Origin of the sequence: Alienimonas californiensis, from assembly GCF_007743815.1 — a bacterium.
Lineage (GTDB): Bacteria > Planctomycetota > Planctomycetia > Planctomycetales > Planctomycetaceae > Alienimonas > Alienimonas californiensis.
The window spans coordinates 1,797,137-1,814,086 of record NZ_CP036265.1; the positions used below are offsets into that span (position 1 = coordinate 1,797,137).

At 70.8% G+C, this 16,950-nt stretch carries 13 protein-coding genes; all 13 read left to right on the forward strand.

What is annotated here, in order from left to right; translation table 11 throughout:
* Positions 1-306: 306 nt before the first annotated feature.
* The 13 genes from CA12_RS06900 to CA12_RS06960 all read left to right on the forward strand — a co-directional run bounded on the left by CA12_RS06900 (position 307) and on the right by CA12_RS06960 (position 16,909).
* On the forward strand, positions 307-1,446 hold the full coding sequence (locus CA12_RS06900) for a hypothetical protein (protein WP_145358122.1): 1,140 nt from the start codon (positions 307-309) through the stop codon (positions 1,444-1,446).
* A 159-nt stretch (positions 1,447-1,605) separates the two neighbouring features.
* The gene (locus CA12_RS06905) at positions 1,606-2,178 is read left to right on the forward strand and encodes a DJ-1/PfpI family protein (protein ID WP_145358123.1); all 573 of its coding nucleotides are present in this window, start codon (positions 1,606-1,608) and stop codon (positions 2,176-2,178) included.
* Between the two features lie 126 nt (positions 2,179-2,304).
* Complete coding sequence (locus CA12_RS06910; RefSeq protein WP_145358124.1) at positions 2,305-2,733, forward strand: DUF423 domain-containing protein; 429 nt, start codon at positions 2,305-2,307, stop codon at positions 2,731-2,733.
* 405 nt (positions 2,734-3,138) lie between these two features.
* Positions 3,139-4,293 (forward strand): ribonucleotide-diphosphate reductase subunit beta, encoded by a 1,155-nt coding sequence (locus CA12_RS06915; protein ID WP_145358125.1) that lies wholly within the window; start codon positions 3,139-3,141, stop codon positions 4,291-4,293.
* 129 nt (positions 4,294-4,422) lie between these two features.
* Positions 4,423-5,331: an excisionase family DNA-binding protein gene (locus CA12_RS06920; RefSeq protein WP_165700599.1), complete on the forward strand. Its 909-nt coding sequence runs from the start codon at positions 4,423-4,425 to the stop codon at positions 5,329-5,331.
* A 132-nt stretch (positions 5,332-5,463) separates the two neighbouring features.
* Entirely contained in the window at positions 5,464-7,956 is a 2,493-nt protein-coding gene (locus tag CA12_RS06925) for a PSD1 and planctomycete cytochrome C domain-containing protein (RefSeq protein WP_145358127.1), read from the forward strand.
* A gap of 6 nt (positions 7,957-7,962) precedes the next feature.
* Positions 7,963-8,280 carry a hypothetical protein gene (locus CA12_RS06930; protein WP_145358128.1) on the forward strand — a complete coding sequence of 106 codons (318 nt, stop codon included), beginning with the start codon at positions 7,963-7,965 and terminating at the stop codon, positions 8,278-8,280.
* A complete protein-coding gene (locus CA12_RS06935) occupies positions 8,277-8,651 on the forward strand; it encodes a hypothetical protein (RefSeq protein WP_145358129.1) in 375 nt (124 codons plus the stop codon). The genes CA12_RS06930 and CA12_RS06935 overlap by 4 nt, the downstream gene beginning before the upstream one ends.
* Positions 8,651-9,112 (forward strand): cyclic-phosphate processing receiver domain-containing protein, encoded by a 462-nt coding sequence (locus CA12_RS06940; RefSeq protein ID WP_145358130.1) that lies wholly within the window; start codon positions 8,651-8,653, stop codon positions 9,110-9,112. Before CA12_RS06935 ends, CA12_RS06940 begins: the two co-directional genes overlap by 1 nt.
* Positions 9,113-9,148: 36 nt before the next feature.
* Complete coding sequence (locus CA12_RS06945; RefSeq protein ID WP_145358131.1) at positions 9,149-10,615, forward strand: DUF1501 domain-containing protein; 1,467 nt, start codon at positions 9,149-9,151, stop codon at positions 10,613-10,615.
* 572 nt (positions 10,616-11,187) lie between these two features.
* The gene (locus tag CA12_RS06950; RefSeq protein ID WP_145358132.1) at positions 11,188-12,459 is read left to right on the forward strand and encodes a TlpA family protein disulfide reductase; all 1,272 of its coding nucleotides are present in this window, start codon (positions 11,188-11,190) and stop codon (positions 12,457-12,459) included.
* Between the two features lie 120 nt (positions 12,460-12,579).
* Positions 12,580-14,916 carry a redoxin domain-containing protein gene (locus CA12_RS22445; protein ID WP_145358133.1) on the forward strand — a complete coding sequence of 779 codons (2,337 nt, stop codon included), beginning with the start codon at positions 12,580-12,582 and terminating at the stop codon, positions 14,914-14,916.
* A 106-nt stretch (positions 14,917-15,022) separates the two neighbouring features.
* Positions 15,023-16,909, forward strand: coding sequence for a sodium:solute symporter family transporter (locus CA12_RS06960; RefSeq protein WP_145358134.1), 1,887 nt, complete (start codon positions 15,023-15,025; stop codon positions 16,907-16,909).
* The last annotated feature ends 41 nt before the right edge of the window (positions 16,910-16,950 follow it).

Genomic DNA, 16,950 nt, shown 5'->3' on the forward strand with positions numbered 1-16,950 from the left:
GAACACGGCTCCGAGAACAGGGCGAACCGGCCCACGATAGAAGCCGGCCGAGGCGCCCGCATCTCCGCCCGGCCCCGGGTTCGCTCCCCCCGCTGCGCCGTCGCCGCCAGGCGGCGCGCGTCCGGGTGACGAACTTTTTTCGGCCGATCCGATTTTCCGCTCAAGTTTCGGGCGTCCACGGTCGGGGCCGGGGTGGACGGCGGGCGGACGGGTGACTTACCACCCGCGGCGACCGGCTACCGGACGCGTTTGACGACGTGACGGGCCGGCCGGTTCTCGTTCCCCCGCCTGTCCGGTTCGCCCCCCATGTTCCGCTCCGCCCGGCCGCGATTCGCCCCGCCGCGGATGGACTCCCGGGCAGCGCTCCGCCGGGGCGTCGTGCGCCGGGGTCTGATGCGGCGGTCTGCGTTGTTGGCGCTGGCGGCGACGGCGGCGGCGGTGTGCGGGTGTCATTCCCGCTACTACGGCCCGTCCCCCTACGGCGGGAACGTGCCGGGCTATTACGGGCAGCCGGGCGGCTACGCCCCGCAGCAGCCGTACGGCCAACCGCAGTTCGCCCCCCAGCCGATCCCCGGCACGCTGCCGCCGGGCGGCACCAACCTGGGCGCCCCGTCCAACGGCGTGCCCGCCCTGCCGGCGCCGGACCCCGGTTTCAGTTTCCCGGACGAGGGCGACTTCGACGACGTCGGCGGCCCCAGCTACAACGGCGGCTTCGGCGAGACCCCCACCGGCGGCGGCACGGGCGGCTCCGGTTCCGGCGGTTCCGGCAGCCCCTTCTACGGCAACGACAACGCCGGCTACGGCCAGCCCCCCACGGGCGGCGGCAGCCCCGTGCCGCCCATCGACGACTACGACACCCTCGGCGTCGACTCCCCCAACCCGGGCGGCGTGGACCTGTTCGAGCCGCCCCCGCCCGGCACCACCCCGGACGGCTTCCAGGACCCGCTGCCGGAGGACTTCGGGACCTCCCTCGGCGGCTCCCGCCCCGGCCTCGCCTCCGCCGCCCCGGCCCGGCTTCCGCAGGGCAACGCCCAGCCCATGATGGCCGCCCCGACGGCCTCCGCCGCCCCGCTCCACGACCCCGCCGTGCAGCCCGCCGGCGCCGTGCAGCCGGCCCCGGTTCAACCCGCCGCCGCTCAACCGGCCCCGGCCCCGTCCGCCGCGCAACCGGCCGGGCCGCCCCGGACCGTGACCGGGGTGGTGAGCCACGACGCGGCCACCGGGGTCTGGACGCTGACCTACAGCCTGACGCCCGAACCGAGCGACCGCTTCGGCGGGGCCCTCACCCTGATCGACGACGGCCGCCTCGCCGGGCTGGAGAGCGAGCAGAACCTGATCGTCTCCGTGAACGGCCATCTCGACCCCGCCGCCGGCCCGGACGCCCTCGGCAAACCGCGGTTCCGCGTCGCCTCCGCGACGGAGAAGGGGTACTACGAGGGGCCGTGAGCCGAGCCGGGGCCTCCCTCGCTTGCGGTTCCGCGGGTTCGAGACGCAACGGGTGCCGCGAAACCCCAAGCGTGCGGCAATCTCGCACGATCGGATTCGAGGTGAGCGGGGAACCGGGATAAGCTGCGGCCCCCCGTCCCGCAGCGAGGCCCGTGTCCCGTGTCGAAGAAGATCCTGTTCCTTGTCGGCGATTACGTCGAGACGCTGGAAGCGTTCGTCCCCTTTCAGGCCCTCGGGGCGATGGGGCACGAGTGCGTCGCCGTCTGCCCGGACAAGCAGGCCGGCGACACCGTCCGCACCGCGGTGCACGACTTCGACGGCGCTCAGACCTACAGCGAGAAGCCGGGCCACCTCTTTCACCTCAACGGCGACTTCGACGGGGTGAACCCCGCGGAGTTCGACGCCCTCGTGGTGCCCGGCGGGCGGGCGCCGGAGTACCTGCGGCTGGACGACCGCGTGCTGGACGTCGTCCGGCACTTCTTCCGGGAGGACAAGCCGGTCGCGGCGATCTGCCACGCCTTGCAGATCCTCTCCGCCGCGGGCGTGCTGACGGGGCGCACCTGCACCGCCTACGCCGCCTGCGGGCCGGAGGTCTCCGCCGCCGGGGCGACGTATGAAGAGGTGGAACCGACGGAGGCCGTCGTCGACGGGAACCTCGTCACCAGCCCCGCCTGGCCGGGGCACGCCAAGTGGCTGAAGGCCTTCGCCGGGGTACTGGCCGGGGCTGCGTGACGCAGCGGGGGAAGAGGTGTGAAGGAGCGGTGAAGATCGGAGGCGGGTCGCCGGGCGACCGGTGCGGTCCGCGTCCGCCGCCCGATGCGTGCAATCCGTCGTCTCTCATTCGACCCCGTGACCCTCATGACGCCCCGCTCCGCCCGCCGTCTCGTCGCCGCCGGAGCCGTGCTGGGGGGGCTGGGGGTGGCCTGCGGCGCCTTCGGGGCGCACGGCGTGGCGGGGTTCGTCGTGGAGCGATACCCGGACGCCGCCCTCGCCGCCCGGCGGTTGGAGAACTGGCAGACCGCGGCGGACTATCACCTCTGGCACGCCCTCGCCGTCATCGCCTGCGGGTTGCTGGCGCTGCACGCGGCCCCCGGGCGTGGGGGCGCCCTGACGGCCGCGGCGGGGTGCTTCGCGGCGGGCGTGCTGGTCTTCAGCGGGAGCCTGTATTTGTTGACGCTGACGGGCCTGACATGGCTGGGAGCCGTCACGCCGATCGGCGGCGTGCTGCTGATGCTGGGCTGGGCCCTGCTGGCCTGGGCCGCGTGGCGCGGCGGCGCCGACGGCTGAGCAATCGCGTCGCGGGGACGTTTCCGGGGCGGATCGAACGGGTCGGACCAACGGCGCCGGCGGCGGCGTCGGGGCGTCGATTTGCCCCCGCAATCCGCGCTCCGCCGGTGCGGTTTCCCGGGCGGGACGGTCGAAGAGGAGGGGGCACCCGCCCGCCGCGGCGTCCCGCCCCCGCCGGCTGAGGCGACCCCCAACATGTTGGGGGTCGGTCTGTCGGGCGGGGGTCGCGTCCCAATCGGTTCCCCGGGGCCGCCCCGGTTTTCCGGGGCGACATGTTGGGTTTTCGATAAGATGCGGTTACAACCTGTGGGGTTCGAACCCGCGACCCCGGGTTCGCCCCGTCGGTTCCGGCGTCGCTCCGTCGGTTTCGTTCGACCACAAGATTCTCCCCCTGCCGCGAACAGTATGTCCGCCACGCTCGCCCCGAGTTCGCTGACCCCGACCGCCGGCGCCGGCGCGTCGCTCTCGTTCGACGACGCCGCGGCGACGCCGGCGCCTCCCCACGTCGTCCAGGCCAACAAAGAGGGGCTGACGACCGAGAACACCGGCCGGTTCGACGCGGACGCCAAGCGGCTGATCAACTGCGGCGCGGTCGACGTCAATCAGCTCATGCCCCTGAAGTACAAGTGGGCCTGGGAGCACTACGTCAACGGCTGCGCCAACCACTGGATGCCCACCGAGGTCCCGATGACCAAGGACATCGAGACCTGGCGCAGCAACAAACTGAGCGACGACGAACGGCTCGTCATCCTGCGGAACCTCGGCTTCTTCGCGACCGCCGAGAGCCTCGTCGGCAACAACCTCGTGCTGGCGATCTTCAAGCACGTCACCAACGCGGAGTGCCGCCAGTACCTGCTCCGGCAGGCCTTCGAGGAAGCGATCCACACGCACACCTTCCTGTACATCGTGGACAGCCTCGGCCTGGAAGAGGGCGCGCTGTTCAATATGTACCGCGAGATCCCCGCGATCGCGGCGAAGGACGAGCTCGAGATGGAGCTCACCAAGGAGATCATGGATCCGAACTTCACCACGGAGACGTTCGACGGCGCCCAGGCCTTCCTGAAGAACCTGATCGGGTACTACCTGATCATGGAGGGGATCTTCTTCTACAGCGGCTTCGTGATGATGCTGAGCTTCCACCGCCGGAACCTGATGACCGGCGTGGGCGAGCAGTTCCAGTACATCCTCCGGGACGAAACGACCCACCTGAACTTCGGCATCGACCTCATCAACGGCATCAAGGCCGAGAACCCGGAGCTCTGGACCCCGAAGTTCCAGCAGCAGACCCGGCAGCGCATCCTGCACGCGGTCGAGCTGGAGATCGCCTACGCTCAGGACTGCCTGCCCACGGGCGTGATGGGGCTGAACGCGGAGCTGTTCCGCGACTACGTCCGCCACGTCGCCGACCGCCGGTTGGAGCGGATCGGTCTGGCCGCGGAGTTCGGCGCCAGCAACCCGTTCCCCTGGATGTCCGAGACGATCGACCTGGCGAAGGAGAAGAACTTCTTCGAAACCCGCGTCACCGAGTACCAGACCGGCTCCGCCCTGTCTTGGGACTGAGGCCGTCGGATCGTTGATCACGCCGAGGCCCCGCGGGGCCTCGGCGTGACGCATTGTGGGGTCGGTCAAATGGGGGGATCGCGCTACAGTGCGGGGGTCGCCCTCCTTTTGCCTGTGAATTTGTCGTCGATGTCCTCCCCGTCCGCTCCGCCGTCCCTGTCGCTCGGCGGGGCGCGCGCGTTGCTGTCGCCCAAGCAGGTCGCGTTGGCGGCGGGGGTGAGCGAGTCCACGATCAAGCGGTTGGTGGACGACGGCTCCCTGAAGGCCGAACGCACCGCCGGCGGGCACCGGCGGATTCGTCTGCACGACGCCCTCCGCTGGGTGCGGTCCCGCGGCGGCGGCGCCCTCGATCCCGCGGCGTTGGCCGCCGCGGTGCCGGGGTTGGGGGGCGCCGCCGGGATTGATCTGTGCGACCGCACGGCGGTGCTGGACCGCTACGCTGAAGCCCTGGAGGCCGGGGACGCCGCCGTCACCACCGGGCTGGCCGTGGCGCTGTTCGTCGCCGGGGCGGAGTTGCCGGTCCTGTTGGAGGAGCCGGTTCGCGGACGGTACGCGGCGCTGCGGGCGCGGTGCGATCACCCCAGCCGGGAGTGCGTGGTGCTGCACCGGGCGCTGGCGAACAGCGTGGCCGCGGCGGGTCGGTTGCAGGAACTGATCCGCGACGGCGCCGAGCCCTCCGCCGACGCCCCCTCCCTGGCGCTAGCCGACGTGGGCTACGAGGTGGACAGCCTGCCGGTGCACCTCGCCGCGACCGTCGCCGCGGCGGCCGGCTACGAGGTGACGAACCTGGGGGCGAGCGTGCCGGCCGAGGTGCTGGGCGGGACGGCGGATCGCGTGCGGCCGGACCTGCTGTGGGTCTCCGCCGGCGGGGCCCGTCGGGCCGACTCCCAAGCCGTCGCCGAGGCCCTCGCCGCAGCCGCCCGCGCTTGCGAAGCGACCGGCGGAACCCTGCTGGTGCACGGCGACGCCCTCCCCCCGGACGCCCCCGGCGAGCGGGTCAACTCGCTCCCCGCGCTCGCCCGTCGGCTGTCGGGCTGAGAATGTCCGTCAGACGGCGCTTCTGATGGGCAGGCCCTAACGGTTCTGGGGACAAGTCGTGGTGCAGGACTGTAAGTCCTGTTGTCAATGGGACGTATTGAATTCGGGCAGGCGGTCGGCCATAGTATCGCTATGAGCCGATTCGTTACGCTATCCGTCTGTCTGCTCTTGGCGGAGCCCGCGGCGTCGCTCCGCGCGGCGGAGGAGGATCGGGCCGCGCCGCCGCCCGAATCGAACTTCGCCCGGGACGTCCAACCGCTGCTGGCCCGCAAGTGCCTGGCCTGTCACGGCCCGGACGACGCCGAGGGCGGGCTGATGCTCGGTTCCCGCGAGACCGCCCTCGCCGTCACCGACAGCGGCGAACCGGCGATTCTCCCCGGCGACGCCCACGGCAGCGAACTGCTGCGGCGCATCACCTCCGACAGCGAGTGGGACCAGATGCCCCCCGAGGGCGATCGGCTCACCGAGGAAGAGGTCGAGATCCTGCGGGCCTGGATCGACGGCGGGGCGAACTGGGAGGCACACTGGGCCTTCGAACCGCCCGACGCGGTCGACCCACCGGCCGTGGAAGCGAGCGGCCCGGCGTTCGTCCGCAATCCGATCGACCAGTTCGTGCAGGCCCGGCTGGAGGACGCGGGGCTGGAGCCGAACCCCCCCGCGGACCCGGCGACGCTGTTCCGCCGGCTCTCCTTCGACCTGACCGGCCTGCCGCCCGCCCCGGAGGAAACCGCCGCCTTCGTCGCGGATTACGGCGCCGGGGACCACCCCCGGGCCTACGAACAGGCGGTCGATCGGCTGCTCGCCTCGCCCCGCTACGGCGAGAAGTGGGGCCGGCACTGGCTGGACCTCGTCCGCTACGCGGAGACCAACAGCTTTGAACGCGACGGCGACAAGCCGAACGCCTGGAAGTACCGCGACTACGTCATCCGCAGCTTCAACGACGACAAACCGTACGACCGGTTCGTGCTGGAACAGCTCGCCGGCGACGAACTGCCGGCGGACAGCCCCTATCAACGGGCGGAGAACCTGACCGCGACCGGCTTCTATCGGCTGGGCATCTGGGACGACGAACCGGCCGACCCGGAGCAGGCCATTTACGACGAACTGGACGACACCGTCCGCACCGTCGCCGAGGGCGTGCTGGGCCTGACGGTCGGCTGCGCCCGCTGCCACGATCACAAGCTCGATCCGATCCCGCAGGCGGACTACTACAAGATGGTGGCGGTCTTCCGGGACCTCACCCCCTTCGACACCCGCGGCCGCAACAGCGGGAACAATCAGGCGGACGTCACCCCGCCGGAGGTCGCCGAGGCGCACCGCGCCCTCGACGTGGAACAGGCCCGCTGGGAGTCGAAGCAGCGGGAGATCGAACAACGCGGCATCGCCCAGATGTCCGGCCCGGACCAGCGGGCGACCGAGGGTGACGAGCGCGAACGCCGCCGCGTGCTCCGGCGAGAACTGCACAAGCACCTCTCCGAACAGGAGATGGCGGACTACCGTGAGACGCAGGAGCATCTGGAAGGGGTGAAGGCCCGTCGCGAGGCTCTGCCCCCGCGGGAGACGACGCTGGCCGTCGCCAAGACCTACGATCCCGGCGCCATCCCGGCGACCTTCGTGCTGGCCCGCGGCAGCGCCCACGGGCCGACCGGCGACCCGCTGGAACCGGGCGTCCCGGAGCTGTTCGGCGACGACGCGCAGTTCGCCCCGGCCCCCACCGCCGACGGCAGCGCCGGTCGCCGGTTGGCCTTTGCGAAGTGGGCCGCGTCCCCGGAGAACCGCCTGACCGCCCGGGTTGCGGTCAATCGGGTCTGGCAGCACCACTTCGGCCGCGGGCTGGTGCGGAGTTCTAATAATTTCGGCAAGCTCGGGACCCCGCCGACGCACCCGGACCTGCTCGACTGGCTGGCGGACCGCTTCGTCGCGGAGGGCTGGAGCCTGAAGCACCTGCACAAACTGATCGTCACCAGCGCCGCCTACCGCCGCGGCAGCGGTCCGAACGAAGCCGCCGCCGCGGCCGACCCGCTGAACGACCTGTTCTGGCGGTTCGACCCCCGCCGCCTGACCGCCGAGGAACTGCGGGACGCCTCGCTGGCGGTCACGGGCGAATTAAACCTCGAAATGTACGGGCCGGGCTTCTATCCGAAGCTGAGCAAAGAAGTGCTCGCCGGCCAGTCTCAGCCCGGCTTGGGCTGGGGCGACAGTTCGGAGGAGCAGCGCGCCCGCCGGGCGGTGTACTCCTATATCAAACGCAGCGTGATCGACCCGGCGCTGGCGGACTTCGACTTCCCGGAGACCGACGCACCCTGCGAGGCCCGCTTCAACACCGTGCAGCCCGCCCAGGCGCTGGCCCTGCTCAACGGCGACTTCACCAACGAGCGCGCCGTCGCCCTCGCGGAGCGGATCAACAGGGAACTGCCGCGGAACTCCCCGACAGGCAGCGAGTCGGAGCGCATCGCCCGGGCCGTGTCCCTGACGACCTCCCGCCCCGCGACCGACGCCGCCGTGGCGGACGGACAGAAGTTCCTCGCCCGCATGCGGACGGAGTTCGACTTCAGCGACGAGAAGGCGTTTGAACTGTGGTGCCTGGTCACGCTGAACGTGAACAGCTTTTTGTACCTGGACTGACGGGGAATGGATGAACCGCGGTATTACATCGAGAACGGCGTTCACCGAGCCGTCGCAGCCCGTGAGGCCGGGGCGCCGACGCTACCGGCCGTGCTCTACCGTGACGGGCGCCCGCCGCAGTTGGTCGTCGTGCGGATCGCCGCGTTGCACGTCCCCGCCACGAAAGACGCTCTCAGCCGTACTTCGTCCCGGTACCGTCGCGTCGAGGCCGCCCTGCCGCAAATTCTTGCCGGTACAATGAACGCCCCCATCGAGGTCCAGCCGCTGGGCGTCCGCGGTCAGTCGGCGTCGATCCCTCTCGCTTCCGTGAGGCTCGAACTATGAGCACCCCACCGCCGATCCTGAGGGCGAAACTGGATAACATCCTACACCAGGGACTCTGCTTCGTTCGCAATAACATTTCCCGTCAAGTCGAGGCTGACGCGTCCGTCCGCGAGGACGTCTATCAGGTTTCCGACGCGCTGGAAGACATCCCGACTCTCTTTCATCGCTGGGACGCGGAGAAGGAAGGCTGGGTTCGGGAGGCGATTGATCGCATGGCCGAAACCGTTCCGCACCTCGGCAAGCGCTTCCAGATGCTGCTCGATATGCCGGACGACGAGTACGAAGCGATCTACCTCATGCCGCGTGCCTGGCCCGGCGACGAGACCGATCGCGACACTGCCGCCCCGCCCGCCTCGGTCCGTGCTGCGTGATGAGTGCCCCGCTGGAAATCGTGATTCTCGAAGACGACGCCCCCCGCCGCGCGGCGATGCGGGCGGCGTTGGCGGATCGCCTGCCGCAGTACCGGCCGCGGTTCTTCACCACGGCCGCGGAGGCGGCGCGCTATCTGCACGATCACCTCGATCGCGTGCTGCTCATTGTGCTGGATCACGACCTCGACCCGATCCCGGTTCATCCCCGCCGCAGCCTCGACGCCGGCACCGGGCGGGACGTGGCCGACTTCCTCGCCGCCCGCGAGCCGACCTGCCCCGTCGTCATTCACACCACTAATCGCCCCGCCGCGGTCGGCATGGAGGCGGAACTGACCGACGCCGGGTGGACGGTCAGCATCGTCATCCCCTACGGCGATCTGGAGTGGATCGGCGCCGAGTGGCTGCGGGCCGTCCGCGACGCCGTCGTCCACGCCGCGGTTCCGACCGCCGTCGCCGCTTAAATCAACTTCGTCAAACGTCTCTCAGGAGAAACCATCATGCCCGCCGCCCCGAATTACTGCGGTCGCACCCGTCGCGAGTTCCTCCACCAGCTCGGCGGGGGGTTCGGGTCGGTCGCGCTGACCGGGCTGCTGTCCGGCGACGGGTTCTTCGGCTCCCCGGCCCGGGCCAGCGAAGCCGCCGCCGGGCTCGCCCCCGGCCTGAATCACGCCCCCAAGGCGAAGAGCGTGATCTTCCTGTTCATGTACGGCGGGCCCAGCCACATGGACACCTTCGATCATAAACCGGCGATGGAGGGCCGGGACGGGCAGACCGTCGAGGTCAAAACCTTCGGCCGCGGCGGCAAGAAGAACGAGGGCCGCATCGTCGAGCCCCGCTGGAAGTTCAAGCCCTACGGCGAGTGCGGGAAGATGGTCTCCGACCTGTTCCCCCACGTCGGCGAGTGCGTGGACGACATCGCCTTCCTCCACAGCATGACCGCGGAAAGCCCGATCCACGGCTCCGCCATGCTGATGATGAACAGCGGCCAACTGCTCTCCGGCAGCCCCGCGATGGGCAGTTGGGTGAATTACGGCCTGGGCACGGAGAACGAAAACCTGCCCGGCTTCGTGGTCATGCTGGACCCCAGCGGCGGGCCGATCAGCGGGGCGAAGAACTGGTCCAGCGGCTATATGCCCAGCAAGCTGCAGGGCACGACCTTCCGCACCGCGGCCGGCGCCCAGCCGATTTATAACCTCAAGAGCGACCGGCTCTCCCCGGAGGTCCAGCGGGTCGTGATCGATGCGATCAACGACCGCAACCGCGACCACCTCGGCGGCGACGGCCTGGCCGGCGGGCGCGGCCCCAACAGCGATTTGAACGCCCGCATCGCCAGCTACGAACTCGCCTACAACATGCAGACCGCCGCCCCGGAGGCGGTCGACCTGTCGCAGGAAACGGAGGAGACCCACCGCCTCTACGGCACGGACGACAAGCGGACCGAGGACTTCGGCCGCCGCTGCCTCGTCGCCCGGCGCCTGGTGGAACGCGGCGTGCGGTTCGTGCAGCTCTACGCCGGCGGGCATCACAACGACAACAACTGGGACGCCCACGGCGACCTGGAGGACAACCACAACAAGCACGCCGGCCGCACCGACAAGCCGGTCGCCGCGCTGCTCAAGGACCTGAAACGCCGCGGCCTGCTGGACGAAACGCTGGTCGTCTGGGGCGGGGAGTTCGGCCGCCAGCCGACCGCCGAGTACGCCAAGGGCAGCGGCCGCGACCATAATTCCTACGGCTTCACGATGTGGATGGCCGGCGGGGGGATCAAGGGCGGGGTGAGCGTCGGTTCGACGGACGAACTCGGCAGCCGGGCCGTCGAACAGCCGATGCACGTCAAGCGGCTGCACGCCACCGTGCTGCATCAATTAGGCCTCGATCCCAACCGCCTGACCTACTTCCACGCCGGCCTCGACCGCAAACTGACCGGCGTCGGCGAAACCGAACCGATCGCGGAGATCGTTTAACGAGAGACCCGCGTCCCCCCTCTCCCTTGAGGGAGAGGGGCCGGGGGTGAGGGTGATGAACCTTCACCCGGTCCCGCTCCCGCTCTTTGCGGTGACACGCCATTTGGCGGGTCAGAGGCTGTTTCAATACGAACCCGAAGCGTCAGCGAGGGAGGCGGGCGCAGCCCGGCCCCCGCTTCGCGGAGGCCCTCGCTGACGCTTCGGGTTGGTGTTTCCGGGCGGTTCTGAATCAGCTTCCAAGCGAGCCGAACCGTGAACGGCGTGTGGGAGTCGCTGCCCCCTCACCCCCGACCCCTCTCCCCAAAAGGGGGGCGAGGGGAGACAGGACTGCGGACGCTGAGAAGCGGTTCGCCCCGCGCTGCCCCCCTCTCCCTCAGGGAGAGGGGCCGGGGGTGAGGGTGACGGGCGGTTCGCCCGCGTCCGCACTCTATCCCCAGCGGATTCGTCGCCGCCCGGCGTCGCCGGGAGGCTGGCGCCCGGGAACGCCCCCACGTCGGCGGCTTGCCGTCGGGGCGTCGGGCCGGGATAACCGGAGGTTCCGCGTTCTTCGGTTCGATCCGCAAGGCTCCCCCATGCGTCTCTCCCGCCTCCCGGTCGCCGTCGCGGCGTCCGCGTTGCTTGTCCTGCCCGCCGCCCTGCCCGCTCAGGAGGAAGGCGAAACGCCGGAGCCCCGGCTGCCGGCGGCGGCCCCCGCGGACGCCGGCCTCAGCGACGCCGACGTCGACCGCATTGCCGAGGCCCTCGCCGACAAACTGGTCGATCGCCTGGCGGACCGCCTCGCCGATCAACTGGCCGAGCGGCTGGAAGGCATGATCGGCCCGACCGGCCCGGACGCCGACGTGCGGGCCCAGATTCAGGCCTTGGTCAATAAATCCGAACCGGAAGCGCGGCGGGACGCGATCCAGCAGTTCATCGATCGTCAGTGGCCGAAGGGCGAGCCGGTCGCGGCGCACGCCGCGGACCTCGCCGGCACGCTGGCGTTCCTCGGCCAGCAGATGCCGGGGGAGGCGGGCTATGAAGCGTTCGCCCTCGCCGCGGAACTGGCCGCCCGGGCGATCGAATCCGGCGACGTGACGGATCAGGCGAAGCGTTCCTTCGGCATGGTGTTCTACGCCGCCGCCTGCGCCCACGCCCTGGACGAAGAGTACGGCGAAGCGTTCGGCGATCTCGACCGGGCGTTTGAATACGGCTTCGACGATTTGGAACTGCTGAAGGAGGACGCCGAACTCGCCGAACTGCGGAAGCTGCCCGGCTTCGCCGAGCGGCTGGACGGCTGGGAGCAGGCCGTCCGCGACGCCGCGATCGCCCAGGCCCGGCAGGCGCTCGCCGAAGGGGAGACCTTCCCGTTCGCCTTCACCATGACCGACACCGAGGGCGTCGAGCACAGTCTCGACGACTATCAAGGCCAGGTGGTGATCGTGGACTTCTGGGGCACCTGGTGCCCGCCCTGCCGGGCCGAGATCCCCTCCTTCGTGAAGCTGCAAAAGGCCTACGGCAAGGAGGGTCTCCAGATCGTCGGACTGAATTACGAACGCGGCGACGACGAGGAGGAGAACCTGGAACTCATCAACGAGTTCGTGAAGGAAACCGAGATGAACTACCCCACCGGCCCGGGCTCCGAGGAGACCCAGGACATGGTGCCGGACCTGACCGGCTTCCCGACGACGCTGTTCGTCGGCCGCGACGGCAAGGTGAAGGCCAAGGTGGTCGGCCTGCACGACTACATGTTCCTCGAGGCGATGGTCACCGAACTGCTCGCCGAGAAGGCCCCGGCGAAAGCCGACGAGAAGGCCCCGAAGAAGGCCGCCGCGGACGACGCGCCCGAAGCCGCCCCGGAGGACTGATCCGTCCGGATCGGTTCGGACCGTGACGGGGGCGCTTGTCGCGACGCGCACGGCCGGGGATAACCGCCCGGTCGTCGGCTCCGACGGCTCTTCGATCCGTCCCCCGCCGAGACTGTCTCGATGGCCCGCCGTCCGCACGTTGCCGCCCCCCGCGTTCCGCGAACGTGGGGGGCGGCTTCGCGTACGGCCCTCCGCAGGTTCGCCCCCGCGGCGTTCGCCCCCGCGGTTCTGACGTTGGCCGTGGCCGGCTGCGGGGAACCGACGGCCGTCCCCGCGACGAACGCCGCGGCGACCGCCCCGGCGGTGAACGAGTCGACGGCCGGCGCCCCGGAGGCGTCCGCCGTGCCGGTCGTGCCCGCGTCGAGCGCCCGACCGGTTCCAGGCGATGCGACGGGGGCGGGACGCAGTCCGGACCGATCGGCGCCGGATCGAGGGGACGCCGCCGATGCGGAACTGGCCGCGACGCTGGCGGGACTGCCGGCGAACCTGCGGGGGCGGTTCGCGGACTTGCCGGAGCGCTGGGCGGCCCGGCAGGGCGATCCGCTGGCGGCGGCCGCGGCGGCCGTCACGTTGCAGGAGGCCGCCCGGTTGCTGATGGACTTCGACGAGGAGCGGGCCTACGACGCCTTCCGGCTCTCCGGGGAGGCGGCGACCCTCGCTGCGGCCGCCGGAGCCCTGCCGGACGCCGCGGCGGGGCAGATCTTCTACAACGCCGCCTGCGCCCTCGCCCGGGACGACGAGGTCGCCGCCGCGTTCGCCTCGCTGGACCGGGCCGCCGAGGCCGGCTTCAGCGGCTGGGAACATGCCGAGACCGACCCGGACCTCGCCGCGTTGCACAGCACGCCCGGCTTCGCCGCCCGCCTCGCCGGGTGGAAGGCCGCGTCGCCCGCCTCCGCCGGCGGGTCGATGCCCGAGCCGCTGCTCAGTTCGGCAGACCTCTCCGGCGGCAGCGGCCCCGACGGGCTATTCCCGCTGGAGTTCGCCTACATGGACGTCTCCGGCCGCCCGCACCGCCTGTCGGATTACCGGGGGCAGGTGGTCGTCGTGGACTTCTGGGGCACCTGGTGCCCGCCCTGCCGGACGGAGATCCCCTCGTTCGTCCGCCTTCAACAGCAATACGGCCCGGACGGGCTGCAGATTCTCGGCCTGAACTACAACGACGACGTCGGCGACATCCGGCAGTTCGCCCTGCAGAACGACATGAACTACCCGACCGGCCCCGGCCCGGACGAGGCCCGGGCGGCGGTGCCGAACTTTCGCGGCTACCCGACGACCGTGTTCGTCGGCCGCGACGGCCGGGTGCGGAAGACGCTCGTCGGGGCGCACCCGTACGAATCGCTGGAGGGCGTGGTGCTCGAACTGCTCGCGGAGCGGGTCGAGCCGGCCGATCTGGCCCAGTGGCCGACCGTGCCCGACGAGCCGCGGCTGACCGACCTCAAGAAGGCCCAGCGGTTGGCCGACGGGCTCGACCGGGACCTGCTCGCCGAACTCGACGCGAACTGGGAATTGCAGTTTGAGGAGGAGGCGGCCGGCGTCGCCGTGGCGCGGGCCCTGGGCGGGCTGGCGGGTCAGGCGGAGCAGGCCGGCGGGACGGCGGCGCTCGCGTTGCCCCCGCACGCCGGGGAGATCGCCGCCCAGATCGCCGCCGCCTTCCCCGACTCCGCCGCGGCCGACGACGGCGCCACGTTCGCCCCGGTCTTCCTCGCCGCCGCCGCGGCGCTGGCGCAGCGCCGCGACACGCGGGAGGCGCTCACCTTCCTCGAACGCGCCGCCACCACCGGCTGGACCGACTGGGCCGCCGTCGAGAAGAACCCGGCGTTCCGCACGCTGTCGGACGAGGAGGAGTTCCAGCAGCGCCTCGCCCGCTGGACCGGCGCCGACCCGGACGCCGGCCTGAGCGGGGGCGGACTGACCGGGGGCGGACCGGGCGACGCCGGACAGGGCGACGCCGACGGGATGGCGGCCGAGCCGACTTCAAATCTGCCCCCCGCCGAGCAGGCCGCCGCGGACCTCGCCGCCGCGGAGCCGTTCACCCTGTCGTTCATTGCCCGCGACCTCGACGACAACCGCCAGCGCCCGCGGGACTACGAGGGGCAGGTGTTGCTGGTGAACCTCTGGGGGTTCGGGAACGAGGCCGGCGAGGGAATGATCCCGGACCTCGTCGCCCTGCAAACGGAGCACAAAGACGCGGGGCTGCGGACGCTCGGGCTGGCCTACGACCCGCCGGCGGTCGCCGACGTGGAGGCCTTCGTGGCGGAGCGCGGGGTGAACTACCCGGTGGGCATCGGCAATCAGCGGGCGAAGGACGCGGTGGAGGGCTACCGCGACCTGCCGACCACCGTGTTCGTCGGCCGCGACGGCACGGCCCGGCTGGTCGTGACGGGGCCGCGGTCGCGGGACTATCTGGAGGCCGTCGCGACGACGTTGCTGGCAGAACCGGCCCCCGCCGAGCAGTAACCGCCCCCGCAGGCGCCGGAGCCGCCCGGGCGGGAGCGAACCGATCGGGCGGCGCCGCTACACTCGCGCGGCTCGCCCGTCCCGCCCGTCGTCGTCTGTTTTCCGAATGTCCGTCCTCACCGTCGGTACGTTTCTGCTGTTCACCGGGCTCGTCGCTGGGCTGACCTATTGGTTCACCCGCGGCAAGGAGCTGGGCACCGGCGAGGGCTACTTCCTCGCCGGCCGCAGCCTGACCGGCGGGGTGATCGCCGGGTCGCTGCTGCTGACGAACCTGTCGACGGAGCAGCTCGTCGGGCTGAACGGCGGGGCGTTCGACGAAGGGCTCAGCGTGTTCGCCTGGGAGGTGATCGCGGCGTTCAGCATGGTGCTGATGGCCCTGGTCTTCCTGCCGAAATATCTGGCCCGCGGCGTGGCCACGGTGCCGCAGTATCTCGAGGGCAGCTTCGGTCCGAAAACGCGGGCGGTCAGCACGTTGATGTTCGTGCTGGCGGACTCCCTCGTCACCCTGCCGGTCGTCTTATACACCGGGGCGACGGCGATTATCGGGGTGTTGAACCTGGAAGACTTAACCGGCTGGGAGAGCGAGCCGCTGCTGTGGGGGATCGTGATCTCGCTGGGCGTGATCGGCAGTTGCTACGCGGTGTTCGGCGGCCTGCGGGCGGTGGCGTTCTCCGACGTGATCAACGGCGTCGGGCTGCTGATCGGCGGATTGATGATCGCCTACCTCGGCCTCGCCGCGGTCGCCGAGAAAAGCCCCACGGCGGACAACGTCGTCGAGGCGTTCGAGGAGATGAAGGCGACCCGGGGCGAACTGTATGAATCGCTGCAGGAGGACCGGGAAGCGGTCGCCCCGCTGCAAACCGCCCGGACGGCGCTGCAGAAGCAGGGCGCCGATTTCGTCGGCCTGACGGAGTCGCTGGCATATCTCAAACAGGAGTCCCCGGACCAGTACGAGGCCATCACCCCTGTGGTGCTGGCGAAGGCCCGGGAGTCCGGCGCCGAGGTCCCCGCCGACGCCGACCCGCTGGCCGTCGCCGAGAGCCTGCGGGACGCCGAGAGCCCCGTCACCTACGAACGGCTCAGCCGGCGGACACTGAAATCCCCCACGATTCCCTGGCCCACGCTGCTGTCCGGCGTGCTGTTGGTGAACCTGTTTTACTGGTGCACGAACCAGCAAATTATCCAGCGGACCCTCGCCGCCGACGGGCTGGCCGAGGGGCAGAAGGGCGTGCTGCTGGCCGCCGGCTTCAAGTTGCTGGCTCCGATCGTGATGGTGATCCCCGGGCTGGCCGCGCTGCACCTGTACGGTTCGGACCTCGTGGAAGGCGGCCGGGTCACAAAGGGGGCGGAGGCCTACGGGGCGCTGGTCGGCGACGTGCTGCAGAACGAAATCGTGCTGGGCTTCTTCGCGGCGGTGGTGTTCGGCTCGATCCTCAGCACCTTTAACAGTGTGTTAAACTCCACCGCCACGCTGTTCAGCCTCGGCGTCTATAAAGCCCAGATCAATCCGCTGGCGACCGAGGGCCAGCAGGTGCGGGTCGGGCAAATCTTCGGCACGCTGGTGGCGATCACCGCGGTGATCGGCGGCCCGCTGCTGGGCGGCGTGGAGGGCATCTTCGACTTCCTCCAGCAGATGCGCGGCCTGTACTTCATCCCGATCTTCGCGGCGATGGTGTGGGCCTTTAACACCCGCCGCCTGCCGGACTGGGCCGGCGCCGCCGCGATCCTCGGCGGGGCCTCGATCGTGGGCCTGAAGTACTGGGTGCCGGGCTGGAACTCCGCCGTGGACGGCGTGATGCACAACTGGCACTTCATCGGCTGCGTGTTCGCCGCGCTGGTGGTCTTCCTGTTCGTCGTGTTGAAGGTCGCCCCGACGCCGCCGAAGCCGGAGTTGCCGCCCTCGCCGGTCGATATGACGCCCTGGCGCTGGGCCGTCCCGGTCGGCGTGCTGCTGGTGCTCGGCGTGCTGGGGCTCTACGCCGCGTTCGTGTGAGCGGCGTCCCCGTTGTGACGCGAGGCGCCGGCGGGGACAAT

Bases quoted from the DNA above. Each gene is read 5' to 3' on its own strand.
- CA12_RS06945 (WP_145358131.1), top strand. From the start codon at position 9,149: ATGCCCGCCGCCCCGAATTACTGCGGTCGCACCCGTCGCGAGTTCCTC.
- CA12_RS06915 (WP_145358125.1), top strand. From the start codon at position 3,139: ATGTCCGCCACGCTCGCCCCGAGTTCGCTGACCCCGACCGCCGGCGCC.
- CA12_RS06940 (WP_145358130.1), top strand. From the start codon at position 8,651: ATGAGTGCCCCGCTGGAAATCGTGATTCTCGAAGACGACGCCCCCCGC.
- CA12_RS06910 (WP_145358124.1), top strand. From the start codon at position 2,305: ATGACGCCCCGCTCCGCCCGCCGTCTCGTCGCCGCCGGAGCCGTGCTG.
- CA12_RS06920 (WP_165700599.1), top strand. From the start codon at position 4,423: ATGTCCTCCCCGTCCGCTCCGCCGTCCCTGTCGCTCGGCGGGGCGCGC.
- CA12_RS06960 (WP_145358134.1), top strand. From the start codon at position 15,023: ATGTCCGTCCTCACCGTCGGTACGTTTCTGCTGTTCACCGGGCTCGTC.
- CA12_RS06935 (WP_145358129.1), top strand. From the start codon at position 8,277: ATGAGCACCCCACCGCCGATCCTGAGGGCGAAACTGGATAACATCCTA.
- CA12_RS06925 (WP_145358127.1), top strand. From the start codon at position 5,464: ATGAGCCGATTCGTTACGCTATCCGTCTGTCTGCTCTTGGCGGAGCCC.
- CA12_RS06900 (WP_145358122.1), top strand. From the start codon at position 307: ATGTTCCGCTCCGCCCGGCCGCGATTCGCCCCGCCGCGGATGGACTCC.
- CA12_RS22445 (WP_145358133.1), top strand. From the start codon at position 12,580: ATGGCCCGCCGTCCGCACGTTGCCGCCCCCCGCGTTCCGCGAACGTGG.
- CA12_RS06950 (WP_145358132.1), top strand. From the start codon at position 11,188: ATGCGTCTCTCCCGCCTCCCGGTCGCCGTCGCGGCGTCCGCGTTGCTT.
- CA12_RS06930 (WP_145358128.1), top strand. From the start codon at position 7,963: ATGGATGAACCGCGGTATTACATCGAGAACGGCGTTCACCGAGCCGTC.